The 22,791-nt window shown below is 64.1% G+C and carries 21 protein-coding genes; 12 read left to right on the top strand and 9 right to left on the bottom strand.

The window, feature by feature from the left end; genetic code table 11:
- Window positions 1-172: 172 nt before the first annotated feature.
- The 6 genes from ACUXVA_RS31170 to ACUXVA_RS31195 form a co-directional block, all read right to left on the bottom strand.
- On the bottom strand, window positions 173-1,093 hold the full coding sequence (locus ACUXVA_RS31170; RefSeq protein ID WP_265082128.1) for a 2-hydroxyacid dehydrogenase: 921 nt from the start codon (window positions 1,091-1,093) through the stop codon (window positions 173-175).
- Window positions 1,094-1,109: 16 nt separating this feature from the next.
- Window positions 1,110-2,729: an ABC transporter ATP-binding protein gene (locus ACUXVA_RS31175; protein ID WP_445490121.1), complete on the bottom strand. Its 1,620-nt coding sequence runs from the start codon at window positions 2,727-2,729 to the stop codon at window positions 1,110-1,112.
- Between the two features lies 1 nt (window position 2,730).
- On the bottom strand, window positions 2,731-3,570 hold the full coding sequence (locus ACUXVA_RS31180) for an ABC transporter permease (protein WP_265082126.1): 840 nt from the start codon (window positions 3,568-3,570) through the stop codon (window positions 2,731-2,733).
- Window positions 3,567-4,538 carry an ABC transporter permease gene (locus ACUXVA_RS31185; RefSeq protein ID WP_265082125.1) on the bottom strand — a complete coding sequence of 324 codons (972 nt, stop codon included), beginning with the start codon at window positions 4,536-4,538 and terminating at the stop codon, window positions 3,567-3,569. Before ACUXVA_RS31185 ends, ACUXVA_RS31180 begins: the two co-directional genes overlap by 4 nt.
- Before the next feature lie 97 nt (window positions 4,539-4,635).
- Entirely contained in the window at window positions 4,636-6,186 is a 1,551-nt protein-coding gene (locus tag ACUXVA_RS31190; RefSeq protein ID WP_265082124.1) for an ABC transporter substrate-binding protein, read from the bottom strand.
- 52 nt (window positions 6,187-6,238) lie between these two features.
- Window positions 6,239-7,012, bottom strand: a complete 774-nt coding sequence (locus tag ACUXVA_RS31195) for a class II aldolase/adducin family protein (protein ID WP_265082123.1) — start codon at window positions 7,010-7,012, stop codon at window positions 6,239-6,241.
- A 116-nt stretch (window positions 7,013-7,128) separates the two neighbouring features.
- On the opposite strand from ACUXVA_RS31195, the gene ACUXVA_RS31200 reads away from it, so the two are divergent.
- The 3 genes from ACUXVA_RS31200 (at window position 7,129) to ACUXVA_RS31210 (ending at window position 10,269) form a co-directional block, all read left to right on the top strand.
- Window positions 7,129-7,836 carry a GntR family transcriptional regulator gene (locus ACUXVA_RS31200; protein WP_265082122.1) on the top strand — a complete coding sequence of 236 codons (708 nt, stop codon included), beginning with the start codon at window positions 7,129-7,131 and terminating at the stop codon, window positions 7,834-7,836.
- Complete coding sequence (locus ACUXVA_RS31205) at window positions 7,833-8,858, top strand: histone deacetylase family protein (protein ID WP_445490124.1); 1,026 nt, start codon at window positions 7,833-7,835, stop codon at window positions 8,856-8,858. The genes ACUXVA_RS31200 and ACUXVA_RS31205 overlap by 4 nt, the downstream gene beginning before the upstream one ends.
- Window positions 8,859-8,979: 121 nt before the next feature.
- Window positions 8,980-10,269, top strand: a complete 1,290-nt coding sequence (locus tag ACUXVA_RS31210) for an ArgE/DapE family deacylase (protein ID WP_445490126.1) — start codon at window positions 8,980-8,982, stop codon at window positions 10,267-10,269.
- Window positions 10,270-10,304: 35 nt separating this feature from the next.
- Here the strand turns inward: ACUXVA_RS31210 and ACUXVA_RS31215 are convergent, their stop codons facing one another.
- Entirely contained in the window at window positions 10,305-11,096 is a 792-nt protein-coding gene (locus ACUXVA_RS31215; protein WP_445490128.1) for an IclR family transcriptional regulator, read from the bottom strand.
- Window positions 11,097-11,246: 150 nt separating this feature from the next.
- Here ACUXVA_RS31215 and ACUXVA_RS31220 point away from each other — a divergent pair, with 150 nt between their 5' ends.
- From ACUXVA_RS31220 to ACUXVA_RS31230, 3 genes are all read left to right on the top strand, one after another.
- Window positions 11,247-12,320 carry a Bug family tripartite tricarboxylate transporter substrate binding protein gene (locus ACUXVA_RS31220; RefSeq protein WP_445490130.1) on the top strand — a complete coding sequence of 358 codons (1,074 nt, stop codon included), beginning with the start codon at window positions 11,247-11,249 and terminating at the stop codon, window positions 12,318-12,320.
- Between the two features lie 79 nt (window positions 12,321-12,399).
- Window positions 12,400-13,191: an enoyl-CoA hydratase/isomerase family protein gene (locus tag ACUXVA_RS31225; RefSeq protein ID WP_265082117.1), complete on the top strand. Its 792-nt coding sequence runs from the start codon at window positions 12,400-12,402 to the stop codon at window positions 13,189-13,191.
- A 1-nt stretch (window position 13,192) separates the two neighbouring features.
- Window positions 13,193-15,286 carry an acetate--CoA ligase family protein gene (locus tag ACUXVA_RS31230; RefSeq protein ID WP_445490133.1) on the top strand — a complete coding sequence of 698 codons (2,094 nt, stop codon included), beginning with the start codon at window positions 13,193-13,195 and terminating at the stop codon, window positions 15,284-15,286.
- Window positions 15,287-15,306: 20 nt separating this feature from the next.
- Here the strand turns inward: ACUXVA_RS31230 and ACUXVA_RS31235 are convergent, their stop codons facing one another.
- Window positions 15,307-16,179: a LysR family transcriptional regulator gene (locus tag ACUXVA_RS31235; RefSeq protein WP_445490135.1), complete on the bottom strand. Its 873-nt coding sequence runs from the start codon at window positions 16,177-16,179 to the stop codon at window positions 15,307-15,309.
- A 154-nt stretch (window positions 16,180-16,333) separates the two neighbouring features.
- Between ACUXVA_RS31235 and ACUXVA_RS31240 the strand changes: the two genes are divergently transcribed.
- The 5 genes from ACUXVA_RS31240 (at window position 16,334) to ACUXVA_RS31260 (ending at window position 21,476) form a co-directional block, all read left to right on the top strand.
- Entirely contained in the window at window positions 16,334-17,488 is a 1,155-nt protein-coding gene (locus ACUXVA_RS31240) for an ABC transporter ATP-binding protein (protein ID WP_445490137.1), read from the top strand.
- Window positions 17,489-17,528: 40 nt separating this feature from the next.
- Complete coding sequence (locus tag ACUXVA_RS31245; protein ID WP_445493376.1) at window positions 17,529-18,428, top strand: carbohydrate ABC transporter permease; 900 nt, start codon at window positions 17,529-17,531, stop codon at window positions 18,426-18,428.
- Window positions 18,425-19,261 carry a carbohydrate ABC transporter permease gene (locus tag ACUXVA_RS31250; RefSeq protein WP_265082113.1) on the top strand — a complete coding sequence of 279 codons (837 nt, stop codon included), beginning with the start codon at window positions 18,425-18,427 and terminating at the stop codon, window positions 19,259-19,261. The genes ACUXVA_RS31245 and ACUXVA_RS31250 overlap by 4 nt, the downstream gene beginning before the upstream one ends.
- A 30-nt stretch (window positions 19,262-19,291) precedes the next feature.
- The gene (locus ACUXVA_RS31255) at window positions 19,292-20,572 is read left to right on the top strand and encodes an ABC transporter substrate-binding protein (RefSeq protein WP_445490139.1); all 1,281 of its coding nucleotides are present in this window, start codon (window positions 19,292-19,294) and stop codon (window positions 20,570-20,572) included.
- A gap of 85 nt (window positions 20,573-20,657) precedes the next feature.
- Window positions 20,658-21,476: a phosphodiesterase gene (locus tag ACUXVA_RS31260; protein WP_265082111.1), complete on the top strand. Its 819-nt coding sequence runs from the start codon at window positions 20,658-20,660 to the stop codon at window positions 21,474-21,476.
- A gap of 15 nt (window positions 21,477-21,491) precedes the next feature.
- Here the strand turns inward: ACUXVA_RS31260 and ACUXVA_RS31265 are convergent, their stop codons facing one another.
- On the bottom strand, window positions 21,492-21,890 hold the full coding sequence (locus ACUXVA_RS31265) for a hypothetical protein (protein ID WP_445490142.1): 399 nt from the start codon (window positions 21,888-21,890) through the stop codon (window positions 21,492-21,494).
- Between the two features lie 216 nt (window positions 21,891-22,106).
- On the opposite strand from ACUXVA_RS31265, the gene ACUXVA_RS31270 reads away from it, so the two are divergent.
- Complete coding sequence (locus ACUXVA_RS31270) at window positions 22,107-22,514, top strand: hypothetical protein (RefSeq protein ID WP_445490144.1); 408 nt, start codon at window positions 22,107-22,109, stop codon at window positions 22,512-22,514.
- Window positions 22,515-22,791 lie beyond the last annotated feature (277 nt).

Raw genomic sequence — 22,791 nt, forward strand, 5'->3', positions numbered from 1 at the left:
AGTGAATTCAAATCAGCCGGAGGCTAACGTCGTCATGGAGAAAGCGTTGCGTGCATGGCTGGATTCGCATGGACTGCTGGCGATCAGCGCAGCCGTTCTCGGCGTCATTACGCTGTTGGCCGTGCTGCTGGTCGGCGGCCTGATGCTGTCGGCCTCCTAGGCGCAGCGTCGCTCAATAGCCCCGCGCGCGGTCCACTGCGTCCTTCGGCCTGACGCCGGCCTGCAAGGCTTCGGCAGTGGCGAGGATGGTCTGGCCTACCGCGGGCAGCGTCACGTCGCAGGCGTCATGGGGTGTCAGCACGATGCCGGGATGACTCCAGAAGGCGTGGTCAGCCGGTAATGGCTCAGCGAGAAACACATCAAGCGAGGCACCGGACAGTTGGCCGCTGTCGAGCGCGGCGAATAGATCGGCTTCCACCAGATGCTCGCCGCGGCCGACCTGGATCAGGTAGCCGCCGCGCGGCATTCGGCCGAAGGTCGCGGCGTTGAGAATGCCGCGCGTCTCCGATGTCAGGGGCAGCAGGTTGACCAGAATTTCGCTGCCGGCGAGCAACGCCGCCAGACCGTCGGGACCGTGAAAACCGGCGATGCCCGGCAGCGTCGCCCTGGCGCTACGGCTCCAGACGTTGACCGGAAAACCGAGCGCAGCCAGATCGCGCGCGACGCGCGCGCCGATCGCGCCGTAGCCGAGAATGCCGACCGGCACCTGCCGCGCGGTGCGTGCGCCGAGGCGTTTCCAGGTCCGGTCGCGCTGCTGCGCCAGATAGGTGGCGAAACGCCGCTGATGCCAGATGACATGCCAGATCACGAAGCCGGACATCATCTCGGCCTGCGCCGGCTCTACAACCCGAACCACCTCGATGCCGTCGCGCAGACTCGGATTCATCACAATGCTGTCGGCGCCGGCGGCGATCGAACACACCGCCTTGAGGTTCGGATAATGGTCGAACGCGTCGTCGGGCGGATTCCAGGCCACGGCCAGCGTGACTTCCTCGGCGTTGCCGTCGAGGTGATCGATGAAGCTGATACGGCCGTCGAGACGAGCAATCTCCGAGGCGAGGTGTTTGCGCAGGTTCAGGGTCCTGCTCAGCAATACGCAATGCATGAGATCAGGCAGCCTGCGGTGGCGCGCTCTGGCCGGGAACGGCGGCCAGCAATTCGCGCGTATAGGGATGTTCGGGCGCGGCAAACAATTGCGCCGTCGGCTTCAATTCGACGATGACGCCACGCTGCATCACCGCGATGCGATCGCAAATCTGCGCGGCCACGCGCAAATCGTGGGTGATGAATAGCATCGACAGGCCCAGTCGCGCCTTGAGATCTTCCAGCAGCGCCAGCACTTGCGCCTGAACCGAGACGTCGAGCGCGGACACCGCTTCATCGGCGACGATGATTTCCGGATCGAGCGCCAGCGCGCGGGCAATGCCGATGCGCTGGCGCTGCCCGCCCGAGAATTCATGCGGATAGCGCTCCATGGCGCCGGCATCGAGGCCGACCATGCCGAGCAGGTCGCGGGCGCGCTGCATCGCCGCCTTCGGCTCGGTGCCATGGGCGATCGGTCCGTCGCTGATGATGTTGCCGACTTTTCGCCGCGGATTGAGCGAGGCAAACGGGTCCTGAAAAATCATCTGGATGCGGTGGCGCTGCTCGCGCAGCGCCTTGCCCTCGAGTTTCGTCAGATCGACATCGCCGATCCGCACGGTCCCCCGGTCGGCTTCGATCAGCCGCATCACCAGCCGCGCCACCGATGACTTGCCGGAGCCGGACTCGCCGACCAGGCCGAGAGTCTCGCCCTTGAGGATCGCGAAACTGACTTCATTGGCGGCCTGCACCTTGCGGTCGGGCCTGAACCAGCCGCCGGAGGTGACATAGGTCTTGTCGAGGCCGATCACCTCCACCGCCTTGTCGCGACCATCGAGCGGCGCGCGCACCGGCGGATGCATCGACGGCACCGCGGCGAGCAGCGCCTTGGTGTAGGCGTGCTGCGGCCGGGTCAGCACCTCCGCGGCGCTGCCCTCCTCCACGACCTGGCCATGCCGCAGCACGACGACTCGGTCGGCGATATCGGCGACCACACCGAAATCGTGGGTGATGAACATCACCGCCATGTTGCGACGACGCTGCAGGTCGCGGATCAGCTTCAAAATCTGCGCCTGCGTTGTGACGTCGAGCGCGGTGGTCGGCTCGTCGGCCACCAGCACCGCGGGCTCCAGCGCCAGCGCCATGGCGATCATGGCGCGCTGGCGCTGGCCGCCGGACAATTGATGCGGATAGGCGCGAACGATGCGTTCGGGATCGGGCAGACCCACTTCGCGCGCAAGACCCAACGCCTTGGCGCGACGCGCCTTCGGCGTCAGCAGGCCATGGGCCTCGAACATTTCCATCATCTGTTCGCCGATGCGCATCAACGGATTGAGGGCGGTCATCGGCTCCTGAAACACCATGGCGATGCGGCGACCGCGCACGTCGCGCCAGCCGTCCTCGTCGAGCTTCAGCAAGTCTTTGCCCTCGAGCAGGATCGCACCGGTCTCGGTTCTGACGCTGTCGGGCAACAGGCCCATCAGCGCATGGGCGCACATGGACTTGCCGGAGCCGGACTCGCCGACCACGCAGACGATTTCGCCGGGGATCAGGTCGATCGAGATGCCGTTGACGGCATAGGGACGCTCGGCGCCTTCCGGCAACGCGATCTTCAGGTCCTTGATGGAAACGGCGGGGGTCGCGGTCATATCAGCGGCCGTCCTTGGCGAGGCGCGGATTGAGCGCGTCGTTGAGGCCCTCGCCCACCAGGTTCATGGCGAGCACCGAAAGCAGGATGGCGATGCCGGGAAACACCGTGATCCACCACGCCTGGCGGATCACGGTACGGCCGGCGCCAACCATGTAGCCCCACGAGATCAGGTTGGGATCGCCGAGGCCGAGGAACGACAGCGAGGATTCCAGCAGGATCGCGGTGGCGACCATCAGCGACGCCAGCACGATCACCGGCGACAGCGCGTTGGGCAGGATCTCGCGCCAGATGATCCAGGAATGACTCTGCCCGGTGACGACGGCCGCCTGAACATATTCACGCGTCCGCAACGACAGCACCTCGGCGCGCACCAGCCGCGCCACCGGCGGCCAGCTGACGATGCCGATCGCCGCCACGATGGAATAGATCGAGGGCTGCAGGATCGCCACCAGCACGATCGCCAGCGCGAAGCTCGGAATGGTCTGGAAGAATTCGGTGAAGCGCATCAGGGCGTCGTCGATCCTGCCACCGAAATAGCCGGCGAGGGCGCCGAGCGGCACGCCGACGATCAACGCGACAAGGGTGGAGACGAGGCCGACCAGTAGCGAGACCCGCGCGCCGTAGATCACGCCGGCGAACACGTCGCGGCCGAGCGCATCGGTGCCGAGCGGCACGGTGGACAGCGTGAACGGCGGCAGGAACGGCCGCTGCACCATGCGCCAGGGCGAGTTGGGAAAGATCGACGGGCCGATCAGCGCGATCAGGATCGCGATGGACAGAATGACCAGCCCGATCATGCCGCCGGGATTGCGCAGCATCTGCTTCCAGAATTGCTTCATGATGCGAACTCGATGCGCGGATCGACCAGCCGGTAGACGAGGTCGGTGACCAGGTTGAAGATCAGCACCATCGCCGAACACACCACGAACACGCCGAGCAGCAGGTTGTAGTCGCGCTGCAGCAGCGCCTCATACATCAGCCGGCCGATACCCGGCCAGGCGAACACCGTCTCGGTGATCACAGCGCCGCCGATCAGCGTGCCGGAATGCACCCCGGCCAGCGTCACCACCGGCAGCAACGCGTTGCGCAGCACGTGGCGGCGCTGGATCACGTTGTCACGCAGCCCCTTGGAGCGCGCGGTCTTGACGAAATCGAGCCGCTTCACTTCGAGCATCGAGGCGCGGGTCATGCGGGTATAGGTCGCCATGAAGAACAGGCCGATGGTCATTGCCGGCATTACCAGATGGGCGGCGACATCGGCGACATAAGCGAGACCCTTGTAGTTGCCGCCGACCGTGTCGTAGCCGAAACTCGGCAACCAGCCGAGCGTGACCGAGAACAGCAGGATCGCCATCAGTGCGATCCAGAAAATCGGTGTGGCGTAGAACAGCAGCGCAGCGACGGTGATGGCGCTGTCGGCCCAGGTGCCGGCAAAGCGCGCCGCCAGCGTACCGAACAGGATGCCCAGCGCCAGCGAGATGGCGAAGGCCGTGAGTGTCAGCAGCAGCGTCGCCGGCAGCCGCTCGGCGATCAGCTTGGCCACCGGCTCCTGCTGGCGAAACGAGAAGCCGAGATCGAGGGAGGCGACGCCCTTGACGTATTTGAACAGCTGCTCCGGCAGCGGCCGGTCGAGCGCGAATTTTTCGCGCAGCTGCGCCACGAACAACGGATCGCTGGCGCCGGCCTCGCCCGCCATCACCACGGCGGGATCGCCGGGCGCAAGCCGGATCAGGAAGAAGTTCAGCACGATGATCGCGAACAGGACGATGACGCCTTTCACAATCCTCTGGGCAACGAATGACAGCATCAGAGGTCCATGACAGTCGGATCAGGAGAGAAGTATCGCGTCGATGCCCGGCCTGTCGCGGGGCATCGACCTAGTCGGTGAAGTGCCGCCGATAGACTTACTTGTCAATCCAGGCGTCGCGGAAGCCATCGTTGACGCCGATGCCGGTGGTGATCAGGTTCTTCACCTTGCAGTTGGTGATGGTCGGAAACTGCAGTTCGAGCATCCACGCCACCGGAACGTCCTCGACCAGGATCTTCTGCGCCTTTTCGTAGATCTCCTTGCGCTTGGAATCCGGGGTCGCGACCGCGCCTTCGTCGAACAATTTGTCGATCTCGGGATTGGAATAGCCCTCGACGTTGTTGAACTGCTGACCCTTGGCAATCGCGCTGGAGACGTAGTTGCGGCCGACGCCGAGCGCAGGATCGCCGTACTGGTAGAGGTAAGTGAAGGCGATGTCGTAGTCCCAGTCGCCAATCTTCTGGTTGGAGCCGGGCACGTCGGTAGCGATGGTCTCGATATTGAAGCCGACATCCATCAGGTTCTGCTTCACAGCTTCGCCCCAGCGCTGCCAGGTTTCGCCGTAGGGCAACGGCATCAGGCGGATCTTCTCGCCCTTGTAGCCGGCTTCCTTGAGCAGCGCCTTGGCCTTGGCTGGATCGTACGGATATTTCTTCACGTCGTCGGTGTAGAACTTGATCGAGGATGCCGACGGACCGGTGGCGACCTTGCCGAGCCCGTTCCAGATCACATCCTTGGCGAAGTTGCGGTCGACCGCATACATGATCGCCTGGCGGACCAACTTGTTGGCGGTCGGGCCGGAGCGGTTGTTGAGCCACAGCCACGCCAACGGACTGAAGAATTCCCAGCCTTCGCCGGTGACGCAGGTATTCTTCAGCTTGCTGATGCGCGGGACGTCGAAGTTCTCCACCGAGCCGCCGGGCAGCACATCGACCTTGCCGGTCTCATAGGCCACCGAACGCGCCGCAGCGTCGGGGATGATCTGCCAGTAGATCTCGTCGAGATAGGGCTTGCCCTTGATGTGATAGTTCGGGTTCTTCACCAGCTTGATGAACGAGCCCTTCTGCCATTCCTTGAACATGAACGGGCCGGTGCCGATCGGCGCGTTGTTGTTGGGATTGGTCTTGTAGTCGGTGCCTTCATAGAGATGCTTCGGCATCATCGGCAGCGAGCCGACCTCGAAGATCCCCAGGAACGGACCGAACGGCTGCTTCAGCGTGAACACGACGGTCAGCGGATCCGGCGCCTCGACCTTGTCGAGCTGCACCAGGTTGTTGCGGGCGCGCGCATGAGTCTGCTTCAGCATGTCGATGGAGAACAGCACGTCGGCCGAGGTGAACGGCTTGCCGTCATGCCAGGTCACGCCAGGATGAAGCTTGAACGTGTAGGTCTTGGCGTCCTCGCTGACGCTCCAGCTATCGGCAAGGCCGGGCTGCGGCACCAGCTTCTTGTCGTAGCGCAGCAAGCCCTCGAAGATGTTGCCCGACACCATCTGGGTCGGGCCGTTCTGGATCAGCGCGGTGGTCAGTCCGGGCGGCTCCGGCTGGATCACTGCGTTGATGGTGCCGCCCATTTTGGGTTCCTGCGCAAGCGCCAAGGCGCTGACGCTGCAAGTCAAGGCAAGGCCCAACATCAATTGCTTCAGCATGTAATCCCCCACAGGCGCCCAACGGCGCGTTAATTCGCCGCGTCAAAATGGCCTAGTTGATATAGTCGGCGTCGGTCCGCTCCAGCATGCGCTTGAATGCCGCCCACTCGCCGTCCTTCTGACCTTCGACCTCGATCTTGGCGTAACCGCGGTCATACTGGCCGGCGGTGTGCTGCGCGATGGCCAGCGACGGCCTGATGATTTCGACGCCAGACGACTGCAACGCCAGCTGGGCGCGGCATGAGCGCTCCATGTTGTGCATCAGCTTGAAGGCCTCGCCGACCGAACGGCCGCAGGTCAGGAGGCCATGGTTGCGCAGGATCAGCACCATCTTCGCGCCGAGGTCGCGAACCAGCCGTTCGCGCTCGGAAAGGTCGAGCGCGATGCCCTCGAAGTCATGATAGGCGATCCGGTCGGTGAACTGCATCGACCATTGATTGAGCGGCTGCAAGCCGTCTTTCTGGCACGACACCGCGACACCGGCGACGGTGTGGGTGTGCAGCACGCACAGCACATCATGGCGCGCCGCATGGATCGCGCTGTGGATGGTGAAGCCTGCGGGATTGATGCCGAGGCCCAGGGGATCGTCGACCACCTTGCCGTCGACATCGACGGTGACCAGGTTCGATGCCGTCACTTCCTCGAACCGCATGCCGTAGGGATTGATCAGGAAGCGATCATGGCTGCCGGGCAAGCGCACCGAGATGTGGGTGTAGATGCTGTCGTCGAGGCCGAGCCGGTGAATCAGGCGATAGGCCGCGGCCAGATCGACGCGAACCTGCTGCGTGGCTTCGTCCGTCGGCGTGATGCTTGCATGGATGTTCACGTGCGTGTTCCCTTTGCGATCACGTCCAGCAAACACAAAGGCTCGACATGTTTCAAGATTAAACTGTCGACAGTCGGCGCTTAAATCTTGTACACGAGGATCGAACGGGTTCTCGCATGCGCCTTCTCACCCCTCCTGTCGGGCTCACTGCCCTCGCCGATACTGACCTCGTCGGGCAGCTCGCGCGAATTTTGACGCAGGCCATCATCTCCGGTCAATTGCGGCCCGGCGCCAAGGTGGTGGAGGCCGGCATTGCCCGCGAACTCGGTATCAGCCGCGCACCGGTGCGCGAGGCCGCGCGACTGCTGGAGCGACAGGGGCTGCTGGTGGCGCATCCGCGCCGCGGCTTCTTCGTCCGCAAGCTGGAGCCCACCGATATCGACGAGATCTACGACCTGCGGATCTGCGTGGAGTCGCACGCCGCGGTGCTCGCCGCCAGGAACCTGACCCCGGACTCGCGCGACGCCTTGCGCCGCCAGATCGACGTCCTCAACGAGACGGCCGATCTCGACGACCCCGCGCGCCAGGTCGAGGAGGACTACAAATTCCATCGCCTGATCTGCGAGATCGCCGGCAGCAAGCGTCTGCTGAGGCTGTTCGACGATCTCGCCTCAGAGCTGCGCATGGTGATCGGCCTGATCGGCCGGCTCTACGACGATCCGCGCCGCATCGCCGAGACCCATCAGGTGCTGCTCGACGTCATCGAACAGGGCCATCCAGACATCATCGTCGCCCGCATCGACTATCACATCGGCGCCGCCTGGCGCGAAGTCGCAAAAATGGTCCGCGAAATTCCAACCCCAACCAATGGAGCCTCCACGTGAAGGCCGTCTATACCGACAAGCATCGCAGCCACGATCCGCAATTCTTCCTGGTGCGCGGCCAGGTCCGGCGCACCACCGAACAGCCCGAGCGTGCCGATCGCCTGCTGAAAGGCCTGAAGGACGGCAACCACACGCTGGTCGCGCCTACCGAATTCGGCCAGGGCCCGCGGGCGCGGGTGCACAGTCCGGAATATCTGCGCTTTCTCGAAGGCGCCTGGGACGAGTGGACGCAACTGCCGGATTACGGCCCGGAAATGATCGCCAACTTCCATCCGAACCGCGTGCCCGGCAACTACCCGACCCACATCATCGGCAAACTCGGCTGGCATACGGCGGACACCGCCTGCCCGATCGGCGTCGGCACCTGGGCCGGCGCCTGCGCCTCCACCGACGTCGCCGTGACCGCGGCGCAGATGGTGCTGGATGGCGAAGACGCCGTCTATGCGCTGTGCCGTCCGCCCGGCCATCACGCCTATCGCGACATGGCCGGCGGCTTTTGCTTCATGAACAATTCGGCCATCGCCGCCGAGCATCTGCGGCTCAAGCACGAGCGCGTGGTCATCCTTGATGTCGACGTGCACCACGGCAACGGCACCCAGGGCATTTTCTACGAACGGCCCGACGTGCTGACAGTATCGATCCACGCCGACCCCGTCGGTTACTATCCGTTCGTGTGGGGCTACGCCCATGAGCGCGGCGAAGGCAACGGCCTTGGCGCCAATCTCAACATTCCCCTGCCGATGGGGACCGGCGACGATGGTTACATCGAAGCGATGGCCATCGCCGAGAAGACCATCGCGTCGTTCGCCCCCACCGCGCTGGTGGTGGCGCTGGGCCTCGACGCGTCCGAGCACGATCCGCTCGCCGCGCTGAAGGTCACCACCGCCGGCTTCGGCCGCATCGGCGCTGCCATTGCCCGACTCGGCCTGCCCACCGTGCTGGTCCAGGAAGGCGGCTATCTGTCCGACATTCTCGGTGCCAATCTCACCGCCACCCTCGGCGGTTTCGAAGCCGCGCGATGATGATCGGCAGCGGCCACTCGACGCCGATCTCGGCGTAGCTTCTTCACCTCTCCCCATCGGGGAGAGGTGATCGAGTGCCGCTGTCACGATTTTTTTCAAACTACCAATCCAAGGACTCCCCATGACACTCGATCCCCAACTGCGCGACAAGATCATTGCCGCGGTCGAAAAGAACTTCGACGCCCAAATCAAGTTCACTCAGGATATGGTTCGCCACGTCTCGACGCGCGGCAACGAACACACCATGCAGGACTTCATGTTCCGCGCCATGAAGGAACGCGGCTACAAGATGGAGCGCTTCGAGATGGACCGCGCGGCGCTGGCCGCCCATCCGGGCGCCGGGGCCTGGGACGAGTTGCACTCGACCGCACCGATCGTCGTCGGCACGCATTATCCACGCGACGACAAGGGCCGCTCGCTGATCATGCAGGGCCACGTCGACGTGGTGCCGGCTGGCCCCCACGACATGTGGGCCACCGCACCGTTCGACCCGGTGATTCAGGGCGATTGGATGCAGGGCCGCGGCGCCGGCGACATGAAGGCCGGCTGCGCCTCCAACATCTTTGCGCTCGACGCGCTGAAAAGCCTCGGCCTGCAGCCGGCGGCCACCGTCTATCTGCAATCCGTCGTGGAAGAAGAGTCCACCGGCGACGGCGCGCTGATGACCCATCTGCGCGGCTACAAGGCAGACGCCGTGGTGGTGTCGGAGCCTTCCCACGAGACCATCACCCGCGCCAATATCGGCGTGGTCTGGTTCCAGCTTGAAGTCCGCGGCGTGCCGGTCCACGTGCAACGGATGGGGACCGGCGCCAATGCGATCGACGCCGCCTACCGCGTGATCGGCGAGCTGCGCAAGCTGGAAGCGAAGTGGAACGCGACCAAGGATACGATGGAGCATTTCAAGAACATCGACAAGCCGGTCAATCTCAACATCGGCAAGATCGTCGGCGGCGACTGGGCGTCCTCGGTACCGGCCTGGTGCAAGGTCGACATGCGGATCTCGCTGCTGCCCGGCAAGACCGCGGAAGCCGCGAAGAAGGAGATCACGGAATGCGTGGCGGCCTTCACGCGTGGCGACGCGTTCCTGTCGAACATCCCGCCGACCGTTACCTTCAATGGCTTCCAGGCCGAAGGCTACGAGCTGAAGCCCGGCTCCGACGCCGAAGCCACGCTGGCCGCGGCGCATGAGACGGTGTTCGGCCAGGAGCCGAAGCGCGAAATCTCGCTGGCCTATCTCGACAGCCGGGTTTACGCGCTGTTCGATGACATCCCGACGCTGAACTACGGCTGCATCTCGCGCGGCGTCCACGGCTTCGACGAAGGCGTCAATCTGCCGTCGCTGAAGAAGACCACGACGGCACTGGCGCTGTTCATCGCCGAATGGTGCGGCGTCGAGTCCATCCAGGCCTGAGCCAGCTCAGCGACCGGCCGCGCATCGGCGGCCGGTCAGGATGGAGGATAGTCCAGTTCTGTAATGGCGGCCTTGATCTGCGCGGCGAGATCCAGCAGCGGACCCCACAGGCTTTCGACCACCTCGGCGGATGACCGCTCCGAGGTCACGCTGACATTGACGACGTAAATGGGGCGGCCCTCCAGGACGACCGGCGTGGCGAGCGCAGTCACTCCCGGCTGCCAGGTCGCAAAGCAATATTGCCGTCTTTGAATACTGCTGGCGGCGCCGGCAATTTCCTGCTCGATCAGCGGCCATCGTTTGCGTCCCTTGGCTTTCAATTCGGCCAGCAGCGCCGACTTCTCGGGCTCCTTGGCGACGGCCAGAAACGCCCGACCTAAAGCCGTGAGCTCGATGGGCACCCGATGTCCGGAGACCACGGCACGCTGGGACGCCCGGCTATTGAAGCGCACGGACTCCAGGTACACCATCTCGTCGCCATCTCGCACTGCGAGACCGACATTGATGCGCATGCGCCGAGCCAGCGCCTTCATGAGCGGCGTGGTGACGCGCACAACGGACGATCCCGTGCGTATGGCATGACCGAGGCTGAGCACCGCGGCGCCAAGCCGGTAGGCCCGCTGCACCGGGTCATGTTCGAGATAACCGACCCGAACAAGAGTTTGCGTCAGCCTGCTGACGGTCGCCGGAGACAGTCCCGTTCGTTCCGACAGCTCGCCGTTGCCGAGCAGCTCGGCTCCCGGCCTGAACGCCCTGAGCAACGCCACGCCCCGTTCGAGCGAACGATTGGCCGGCGCCTTCCGTGGAACAAAGCGTGCCGCGTCCATGCTGGCGATCCAATCCGGGTTCCTAGCCGTTCAATAGAACAATCCCTCCAATTCCACCAGTTGGAAATGATGGGGCGGCGGCCGGTCCCGGTTCTGCTAGTGGCTTGGGTGAGGCGGCCTTGGCCTACCTCCGAGAGCGGCACGACTGAGATGCCGCGGTTAAACCCATTGGAGGTAAGCATGTCCAGGACGCGCACGACGCAACGACCCGCGACCGGTTCCGTAGCCCAGGCTTCGCCACATCGGCCAAAACTCCCGCTTCACCACATGATCGCGTCCGCGCTAATGGGTGCCTTGATGGTCGCGGGATCGGTGCCTGCTCGCGCCGAATACCCCGAGAAGATCATCAAGCTCGTGGTTCCCTTCGCAGCCGGCGGCGGGACCGACATCGTTTCCCGGACGCTGGCGCAGGCAGTCTCGACCGACTTGAAGAAGTCGATGATCGTCGAGAATCGGCCAGGCGCGGGCACAATCCTCGGCACCCAGGCCGTCGCGACTAGCGATCCGGACGGCTACACGCTGCTGATGGCCACCTTTGCCCATGCCGTCAATCCAAGCCTGAATGCCAAGCTCCCGTTCGATCCGCACAAGGACTTCGCGCCGGTTTCATTGATCGCAAGGTCGTTCAATATCGTGGTGGTCAGCCCCTCGTCGAACATCAAGTCGATTGCCGACCTGATAGCTGAAGCCAGGAAAAATCCGGACAAGATGAACTACGGCACGTTCGGTATCGGAACATCGGCTCATCTCGCCGGCGAGCTGTTCAACGTCATGGCCAATGTGAAAATGACCACGGTGGCCTACAAGGGCGCCGCACCTGCGATCAGCGATCTGCTCGGCGGGCAGATTCAAGTGATGTTCACAACAGTGGCGAGCGCCGGGGCGCTCGTCGAGTCCGGACAGCTGCGCGCCATTGCGGTGACCTCACCGGAGCGCTCGCCGGCCTACCCCAATATTCCGACCGTGGCGGAATCCGGCGTCCCGGGTTATGCGGCGGAGTCGTGGTACGGCCTGTACGCACCTGCGAAAACACCGGCACCGATCATCGACCGCCTGAACAAGGCGACCAGAGATGCGGTCAGCGCCGGCGCATTCAAGCGCCTCGAAACCAATGAGGGGCTCATCATGGTGGGCAGCTCACCCGCGGAACTGGACGCGTATGTGCACAGCGAGGAGATCCGCTGGGCCAAGCTGATCAAGGACGCCAACATCAAGGCCGAATAATTTCCGACCGGCAATCCCTGCGGATCGCCTGCGATTTGTCCCGCGACGATTTCTACAAACGACGATGAAAGAGAAACATATGACCGGTCTTGTCCAACTATCGATCGATGACGGCGTTGCGATCATCACGCTGCATCGGCCCGAAGTCCGCAATGCGATCAATGACGAGATGCGGGCCGAGCTGATATCCATCATCGAGCAGGTCGGGAATGACAACGCCGTTCGCGCGGTCGTCTTGACTGGCAGCGGCCAGTCGTTCTGCTCCGGCGGCGACGTCGGCGGGATGAAAGAGCGGCTTGCGGTCCCGGCCGGAGACGTCGCCTTCAATGGCTGGCGTCGGCAGCAGCGAACACACAAAGGCGTGGCGGCGTTGCACGGCCTCGGCAAGCCGACCATCGCCGCAGTCAACGGCGCTGCCGCGGGGCTCGGCTGCGATATGGCACTGGCCTGCGATTTCATCGTCGCATCCGAAGAGGCCGTCTTCATGATGAGTTTCATCAAGAGGGGGCTCGTTTCCGACGGCGGCGGCATGTATTTTCTTCCCCGCCGCGTCGGACTGTCCCGCGCCAAGGAGCTCATCTTCACGGGGCGCTCGGTCGCGCCGACGGAGGCGCTCGATATCGGTCTGGCAGACCGCGTCAGCCCCGCCGCCACGCTTGTGAGCGATGCTGCAGCGTGGGGACGCGAGCTCGGGCGCGGCTCCAGCGCGGCGATCGCGTTGTCGAAAGCCATTCTGGACCGCACCTTCGAAACCGCCGAGGAGCAGGTGTTTGCCCTCGGGCGTGAGGCCCAGGCGATCTGCTACACCACCGCCCAGCATCACGACTCCGTAGCCGCATTTCTCGACAAGTCAAAGCGTCGGGAGCGTTGACATGAAGTCGCTGGATCGCCTGATCAGCCCCCGCAGCGTCGCCATCATCGGCGCGTCGACCGACGCCGGCAAGCTGACCGGCCGGCCGCTCGCCTTCCTCGAGAAGTACGGCTACGCCCACGAAATTCTGCCGGTCAATCCGCGCGTCTCGTCGATCGGTCGCCATCCCTGCTTCGCGGACGTTAAGGCGCTTCCGCACGCGCCTGACGTGGCGATTGTGCTGGTAGGTTCAAGCCGCGTCGTCAATATCGTCCGCGATCTCGCCGCGATCGGAACCGGCGCCGCCATCGTGCTAGCCGGCGGCTTCGGAGAGAGCGGTCCGGAAGGTGTGCAGCGGCAGCAAATGCTCAAGGAGGCCGCGGGCACCATGCGCATCCTCGGGCCCAACACGATCGGGCTGGTCAATGTCACCGACGGCGTTGTGCTGTCTGCAAGTGCCGCGCTTGGGGTCAACGCACTGCTTCCCGGTTCTACCGCGCTGGTATCGCAGAGCGGCGGCATCCTCGGCTCCCTGCTCTCGCGCACCGATGCGCTCGGCATCGGATTTTCGAAGCTGATCGCTACCGGTAACGAGGCGGATGTCGATGTGTCGGATCTGATAGAGTATCTGATCGACGACCCCGCGACAAAAGTGCTGGCGCTGTATCTCGAAGGCCTGCGCAAGCCCCAGCAGTTTCGCGACGCCGCGCTCCGAGCGGCGAAAGCGGGCAAGCCGATCGTCGCATTCAAGGTCGGGCGGTCGTCCGCAGGCGCTCAGTCGGCGGTCTCCCACACCGGCGCCCTGGCGGGCTCCGATGCAGCCTACGACGCATTATTCAAACAGCTCGGCATCATCAGGGCTGAGCGGTTCTCGGACCTGCTCGACTTTCCGCTGGTCCTCGGTGGCGGCCGTCATCTGGCGGGGCGGCGTCTGGCCGTGATCACCTCCACGGGGGGCGCAGCCAGCCTGGTGGCGGATGCCGCCGGTCTCGCGGGTTTCGACGTGCCGGCTCCCGAGCCGGCAACTGCCCAACGCCTGAACGCCCTTGCCATCCCCGACGCGGTGCTCGACCGCAATCCGATCGATGTGACCCTTGCCGGGGTCACGCCGCAATACTTTCGCGGAGTCATTGAGGCCGTTCTGGAAAGCGCGTCCTACGATGCGGTCGCAGTCATCCTCGGATCGTCCTCGATGACCCAGCCCGAGATTGTCGGCGAGCCATTGCGCGAATGCTTTGCCCGGTTCGACAAGCCGATCATCGCCTTCGCCAGCCCGCACGCGCCGGACGCCGTGCGGCATTTCAATCTGGCGGGCATTCCGACTTTTGCAGCACCGGAATCGTGCGCCGCAGCCCTGTCGGCGTTGTGGCGCTGGCAGAATGCTCCTGCCCCGGCACCGACCATCGTTGCGGAGAAAAAACCGTCCGACGCCGGCATCCTGGCGATGCTGCGGCCCGGCCCGCTCAATGAATATGAGAGCAAGGCGTTGTTCGCAAAGTTCGGAATGCCAATCGCGCGCGAATTCTGTGCCCAGACCCCCGTGGAAGCACAGGCATGCGCCGGCCGTTTTGACGGCAACGTCGTGGTCAAGGTTCTTTCGCGTGATGTCCTCCACAAGTCTGACGTCGGCGGCGTGGCCGTGAACATTGCCACGGCCGACGTCACCGCAGCCTGCAAGCGCATGGCCGGCGCATTCACGGCGGCAACCGGCCTGGCGCCGGAGGGCTTCCTGGTGCAGGAGCTGGCCAAGGGCGTCGAGCTGATTATCGGCTTCAAGGCAGATGAACAGCTCGGCCATTGCATCCTGCTCGGGATGGGCGGAGTCGCCGCCGAACTGTACAAGGATACGTCACTGCGGCTGGCGCCGATCACGCGAAATGACGCGCGCGAGATGATCGACGAGTTGAAGTCTGCTCCGCTTTTGAAAGGCTATCGCGGCCGTCCCGAGGCGGATATTGATGCCTTGCTGGATGCGTTGATGGCTTTCTCGGATATGGTCGGCACCATCGGCGACCATCTTCTGGAGGCGGAGATCAACCCGCTGTTCGTGGGAGCGAAAGGCAATGGCGTTCGCGCCGCGGATGGCGTCGTGGTGGTGAAGGCGCCGGAGTGCTGACGGCCGTAGCGCGATGCCGGCTAAGCGCCCGGCATCGCGTGGCGCGCGTTGAAGAACAGCTCCACCAGCGCCCCCTTGGTGCCGAACAGCGCAAAAATATATTCGGGCAGCGCGATGTCCATCTCCGACACCACGACTTTCGCGATGCGGTCCGTCCGGCTCGAGCCGTGCTCCCACAGGAAGCCGACGCCGAGCCGGTTGGCGACCGCCTCCAGCATGCCTTCCCGGCTGTTGACGACAATGGCCGGTTCCGGCCGCAACCCTGATGCGCGGAATGCCTTGTCGACGATGCGCTGGGTCGACGAATTGCGCGTGCGAAACACCAGCGGATATTGCATCAGGCCGGTGATGGACATCTGCCCTTGCACATTGAGCGGATGTTCGGGATGGCATATCGCGACCACCCGCTGACTGAGGCAGACCTCGCAGCGGAACCGGCGATCCTGCGGCACCTCGGGGAGCACGGCGACATCGACGCGCTGGTCGGTCACCGCAGCCATGATTTCCGACCAGTTGCCGATTTCGATGCGGACCTGGATCTTCGGGTAAAGTGCCTTGAAGGCCGAAATGAGCGCCATTCCCGGCATCGAATTGCCCAACCCGACGCGCAACTCACCTCCGGCAAGTTCCTCGCGCTGTTCGAGAATGCCGATCGCATCGGCTTCCATCGCCGCCAGCCGGCTGGTCGTGGCGTACAGCTGGCGACACAGCGGGGTCGCCATCAGATGATGGCCGTGGCGGTCGAACAGCTTCACGCCGAAGTCGGCCTCAAGGTCGCGGACCAGCTGGGCGATCGAAGGCTGCGAAACACCGAGACGTCTTGCTGCGGACGAAAAATTGCCGGTTTCGAACACGGCATTCACGGCGCGCATGCGCGCCGACGTCAAAGCCACGATTTTGCGCCTTCTGCCTGACAACAGCGGTATGGCGGAAACCAACAAAGGAGACCGTTGGATTCAACATAGGAAACTCCTTTGACTGTTATGTGACTGTCAACTCCGCCTCTTAACCATCGCCCGTTGCTGCATTGCAATCGGGGTACGGACGATGGCCAGAATAGAACTCAGCGCGATCCGCAAATCGTTCGAATCGACGGACGTCCTGAAGGGCGTCGAGCTTTCGATCGAGGACGGCGAGTTCATCTCGCTGGTCGGCCCCTCCGGCTGCGGCAAGTCCACGCTGTTGCGCATCATCGCCGGGCTGGAATCACAAACCTCCGGCGAGGTGCGCATCGATGGCGCCCAGGTGGATGGAATACGCCCGAGCGCCCGCAACCTGGCGATGGTGTTCCAGTCCTACGCGCTCTACCCGCATCTCAGTGTGTTCGAAAACATCGCCGTTCCACTGCGCATGAAGCGCCTGTCGGCCTTTCAGCGGCTGCCGCTGCTCGGACGACTCATCCCGGGGCGGCGTCACACCGAACGCGGCATCAGCGCGGACGTGGAGAAGGTCGCCGCGCAGCTCGAAATCTCGCCGCTGCTGCACCGCAAGCCGGGCCAGCTGTCCGGCGGACAACGCCAGCGCGTGGCGGTCGGCCGCGCCATCGTGCGCCAGCCGGTGGCGTTCCTGTTCGACGAGCCATTGTCGAACCTCGACGCCAAGCTCCGCGTCCACATGCGCGCCGAAATCGCCCAGCCGCATCGCCGGCTGAAAACCACCTTCATCTATGTCACCCACGACCAGGCCGAGGCCATGACCATGTCCGGACGGATCGCGGTGATGATCGCGGGCGAACTCGTGCAGGTCGGCACGCCCACGGACGTCTACGAGAATCCGCGCGACATCCGCGTCGCGGAGTTTGTCGGCAGCCCGAAGATCAATGTTCTGCCGGGCGCCATCCGTACCGATGGCGGCCTTGAAGTCTTCGGCCGCAGCCTCGCTTTGTCGACAGCGGGGGCCGCCGGCGTATGCAGGATCTGCGTGCGTCCGGAGCGGATCGAACTCGGCACAGGCCCGTTCGCCGGCCATGTCGTGCATCTCGAAAACATGGGCTCCGAGGCGTTCGTCCACATCGGTATCGACGGCATGGACGCTCCGCTCGTCGCCCGGATCAATGATCCCCGGCACTTGCCCGAGATCGGCAGTTCGATTGCCTGCGGCTTCGCCCCCGACGCCGTGCGCGCGTTCGACTCCGGCGGCAAACGCATCGACGCCGTCGGCCAGGCGAGGCTCGAGCGGGTGCGGGAGATCGCCCTTGTCTGACGCCGCACTGACACTGGCCGGAAGCACGGCCGACCGCACGATGTCGATAGCACGCATCGGCATGCGCCGGACGGGCGCATCGCGGACCGCGCTGCTGCTGGTCGCGCCCGCGGCAGTGCTGATAGCCATCGTGCTGCTTGGCCCGCTGGCCAGCGTGCTGGCATTGTCCTTTACCGACTACCAGCTCGGTGCCCCGTCCTTCTCCTGGATCGGCATGGCCAACTACCAGGAGATGATGGCCGACAAGGTGTTCTGGATATCGCTGCGCAATACCCTGACCTACGTCGCGATCGTGGTTCCGGGCTCGGTAGCACTCGGGCTCGGCATCGCGCTGCTGATCCAAAGCGGGACCAGCCTGCGCAGCCGGTACCGCACCATCTATTTTCTGCCGGTGATGGCCACCCTGATCGCCATGGCCATCGTCTGGGAGTTCATGCTGCATCCGCAATTCGGACTGGTGAACGGCGCTTTGCGCGGCATCGGCATCCAAGGCTACAGCTGGCTGCAGGATCGCCATACGGCGCTGTATTCGCTCTGCGCGATCGGTATCTGGCAGGCCGTCGGCTTCAACATGGTGCTGTTTCTCGCCGGCATCGTGTCGATCCCCAGGCAACTCTATGACGCCGCCGAGATCGACGGCGCGGCCAGCGCGTGGTCGCGGTTCCGGCTGGTGACATGGCCGATGCTCGGTCCCGTGACTGCCTTCGTCGTGGTGATCAGCGGCATCCGCTCGTTTCAGGTCTTCGATACGGTGCAGGTCCTGACCAAGGGCGGACCGTCGAAATCGTCCGAGGTGCTGATCTACACCATGTACACCGAGAGCTTCGAATTCTTCCGTTCCGGCTACGGCGCGGCGCTCACGGTCGTGTTCCTGATCTTCGTCCTGCTGCTGACGCTGGTGAAGTCTTTCCTCGCCGACCGCGGAGCGCACGACGCATGAAGCCGCATCCCCGATTTTCACCCTGGGCCCTCGCCCGCCACGCGGTGCTGCTGGGCGGCGCGCTCGTCATCCTGATGCCCTTCATCTGGATGATCTCCACCGCATCGAAACCGCAGACCGAGATCTTCTCCAGCAGCGTGCACCTGATTCCGCAGACCTTCGCGCTGTGGGACAATCTGCGCACCGCCTTCGTCAAGGCCGACCTGTGGCGCATCCTGCTCAACGGACTGATCGTCACGGTATCGATCTTCGTTCTCCAGATTCTGGTGGCGCTGCCGGCCGCCTATGCGCTTGCCAAGCTGCGTTTCCTCGGACGCGACACGTTGTTCGCGCTGGTGGTGTTCTGCATCCTGATCCCGCCGCAGGCGACCGCGATCCCGCTGTTCCTGCTGCTGCATCAGCTCGGCCTGCTGGACAGCTATGCGGCACTGATCCTCCCGTTCACGATTTCGGTGTTCGGCATCTTCCTGATGCGGCAGTTCTTCAAGACCGTGCCCGATGACCTGATCGACGCGGCGCGAATGGACGGCCTGTCCGAATTCGCGATCGTCTGGCGAGTGATGCTGCCAACCGCCATTCCCGCGGTGACGGCCTTCGGAATCTTCTCGGTGGTGGCGCACTGGAACGACTATTTCTGGCCACTGATCGTCATCAACAGCGAGCAGTTGCGGACCCCGCCACTCGCCGTCGCCAACTTTCGCAACAACGAGGCCGGCACGGATTTCGGACCGCTGATGGCCGCCGCCCTCGTCATCATCACCCCGCTCGTCATCGCCTTCCTGCTCGCGCAGCGCCGCTTCATCGAAGGCATCACCATGACCGGCATCAAGTAAGTCACCACACCCCACACCCAGGAGACGACAATGCTCAGAAAATGGATTGCCGCGGCCGCGATCGTGTTCGCTGCCGGCGCCGCGCAGGCGCAAACCCAGACCGAAATCACGATCCAGTATCCCTATCCGGAACTGTTCACCGAAACCCACAAGCGCATCGCCGAGGAATTCGCCAAGATCCGCCCGGACATCAAGATCGTCATGCGGGCGCCCTATGAATCCTATGAAGACGCCACGCAGAAGGTGCTGCGCGAGGCGGTGACCAAACAGATGCCCGACGTTTCGTTCCAGGGGCTCAACCGCGTTCGCGTTCTGGTCGACAAGAACATCCCGGCGGAAATGGATGGCTACATTGCCGCCGAAAAGGATTTCGACAAGCAGGGCTTCCATCAGGCGATGTATGACATCGGCACCGCCAGCGGCAAGGTCTACGCGCTGCCCTTCGCGATCTCGCTGCCCATCGTCTACCTCAACATGGATCTGGTGAAGCAGGCCGGCGGCGATCCCGCCAATCTGCCGAAGACCTGGGACGAACTGATCAAGCTTGCCGCGAAGATCAAGGCGCTCGGTCCCGACATCAACGGCATCACCTATGCCTGGGACATCACTGGAAACTGGCTGTGGCAGGCGCCGGTGTTCGCGCGCGGCGGCACGATGCTGAACGCCGACGAAACCAAGGTGGCGTTCGACGGTCCGGAAGGTAAGTTCGCAATCAAGACGCTGGCGCGTCTGGTGACCGAAGGCGGCATGCCCAACCTCGACCAGCCGTCGATGCGAGCCACCTTCGCCGCCGGCAAGACCGGCATCCACATCACCTCGACCTCTGATCTCAACAAGACCACGCAGATGATCGGCGGCAAGTTCGAGCTGAAGACGCACATCTTCCCCGATGTGGTATCTCCCGCTGGCCGACTGCCGGCCGGCGGCAACGTCGTGATGATCCTGGCCAAGGACAAGGCCAAGCGCGACGCGGCCTGGGAAGTCGTGAAGTTCTGGACCGGCCCGAGGGGCGCGGCGATCATGGCCGAGACCACCGGTTACATGCCGCCCAACAAGATCGCCAACGACGTCTATCTGAAGGATTTCTACGTCAAAAATCCGAACAACTTCACCGCGGTCAGCCAGCTTCCGCTGCTCACCAAGTGGTACGCGTTCCCCGGCGACAACGGTCTCAAGATCACCGATGTGATCAAGGACCACCTCAACACTATCGTCTCCGGCGCACGTGCCAAGGAGCCGGAAGCGGTGCTCGTCGACATGGCCGCCGATGTGCAGAAGCTGCTGCCGAGGACGTCCGCGCAGGCGCGCTGACCTCGGCAATCTCTCAACCATCCGTTCGTCAAACAGCGGAACGCCACGAGCGCTCCGCGAACAGCCTTCAAGGGACCATGCTGCGATGAAATTCGTTATTCTGACCGACACCCATTTCGTCGCGCGTGGCCGCAATATCTATGGGCTTGATCCGGCCGAGCGGCTCGCCGCGGCGATCGAGCGGATCAACCGCGATCATCCGGATATCGCCTTCGTCATCGTCACCGGCGACCTCGCCCATTGGGGCGAGGATCCAGCCTATGAAAATCTCGCCGCAGAGCTCAGCCATCTGGTGGCGCCGACCATCCTGCTGATGGGCAATCACGACAAGCGCGATGCCTTCGGCCGTCACTTCCCGGGCGTGGCCCGCGATGCCGACGGCTTCGTGCAATCCATGCAGGTGTTCGACGCCGCGACGGTGGTCACGCTCGACACCCTGAACGAGGCGGCACCCAACCATGAGGGCCTGCTGTGCGAGGCGCGGCTGGCGTTTCTTGAAAATGCGCTGGCGTCCGCGCCGGAGGACCGGCCGTTGCTGCTGTTCCAGCACCATCCGCCGTTCGACAGCGGCCTGCGTTACATGGACACGATCCGGCTGGCCAATCCCGAGGCTGAATGGGACGTCATCGCGCGCACCCGCAAGCCAGACTACCTGTTCATGGGCCACCTGCACCGGCCGATCGCAGGAGTCTGGCGCGGCATCCCGTTTCATATCCAGCGCGCTCTGGCGCATCAGGTCGCATTCGATCTGGAGACCGCCAATCACATCCCGGGATCGCACGAGCCGCCGGACTACGCCCACGTGACGGTGGATGACGGACATATCGTCATTCACCAGTGCTCGTTCCTCTACGATGGACCGGTCTTCTCGCTGCAGGATCAGGCGGCACTGAACCGCGCCTGACGCGGCGGCGCGGCTTTAGCGCGTCGGCTTCGACCAGTTGCAGATGCCGCCGGAGCGACACGGCCATACCTGGATGCGGGTGTCCGAGGCCTGGGCGTCGAGCGGATTGCCGCGCGACCGGGCCAGTTTACGGCGCGGGCCGACCTGTGGCTTCGCCACAGGCGCGCGGGCCGCCTGCGTTGCGGGAGTGGCCGCGGCGGCCACAGGGGCCGGATCGGCCCTGGCTTCCACCGGTACCGCCTCGAACTGCGCCGGCGGCCCGAGCGGCTTCGGCGACAGCGCGGCGCGATTGAGGTCGAGGCGGAAGAACTCATCGGGACGGTAATTGTCAGCGCGCACGGCGCTACCGCCGAGCAACAACGCGCCGAGCGACGCCGCAACCAGAACTCCAGAAATCAGACGCTTCGCACTCATCACACGCCTCCTGACGCCGGCCGGCGACGGAACTACTCGCTTCTCAAATGTAGGCAGCGACGTCGGCAGTGCCAGCCCGGGGCGCCCCCCGGCGATGCGCCGGGACGCCGTAAATCCCTTGGAGCGTTAACGGCGCATTCGGCTGATTGATCCACCGCAATGCCTGGGGCTGTACCCGAGCGGATGCTGGCGGAAAATTCACCCTTGGAGAATGCCATGACCGCGCACGTCCAGCCCCCGGTGTCCCGAACCCTGATCGAGCGCCTGACCGATTGGCTGCAACGTCGCCGCGGCATCGGCGAGATGAGCCAGCTCGACGCCGCCGAGTTCGCCCGCATCGCCAGCGAGCTCGGCCTGGCGCCGCGCGAGCTCGACGCGCTGGTCCACCGCGGCCCGCACGCCGCCGACGAGATGCCGAAAATGCTGCGTGCACTTGGCTTTACCGAGGAATCCATCGCGAAAATCCAGCCCCCGCAGCGTCAGGAAATGGAACGGGCGTGTTCGCTGTGTCAGCACAAGATCGCTTGCGGCAAGGACCTCGCCGCCAACGCGGTCGCCGACCACTACGAATCCTATTGCAACAATGCCGACACCATCAACGATCTGGCACGCACATTACGCTGACGCCCGGGCTTGCCGCTGAACGGTCGCCGTGCACGGTAAGGTTGATTGGTTAGGTTAAGCGGCGGTTTGCGTTGCAGCGGGTGACCGAACCGATACGGTTCGGCTGTCGGGCAGAACGGGTGCGAAGTCGCTTTCCACCCCGATTTTAATTGCACGGCACGGGACCGTCGTTTTTTTGCGCGTCGACGGTCCCACCCCTTTGGCCGGATCATTATCGCTTGACCGTCCGTCTCACGGGCCCCCGCGCAGCTTGATCCGTCTCAGCGGTTGCGCTTCG

The organism is Rhodopseudomonas sp. RCAM05734 (assembly GCF_052658035.1).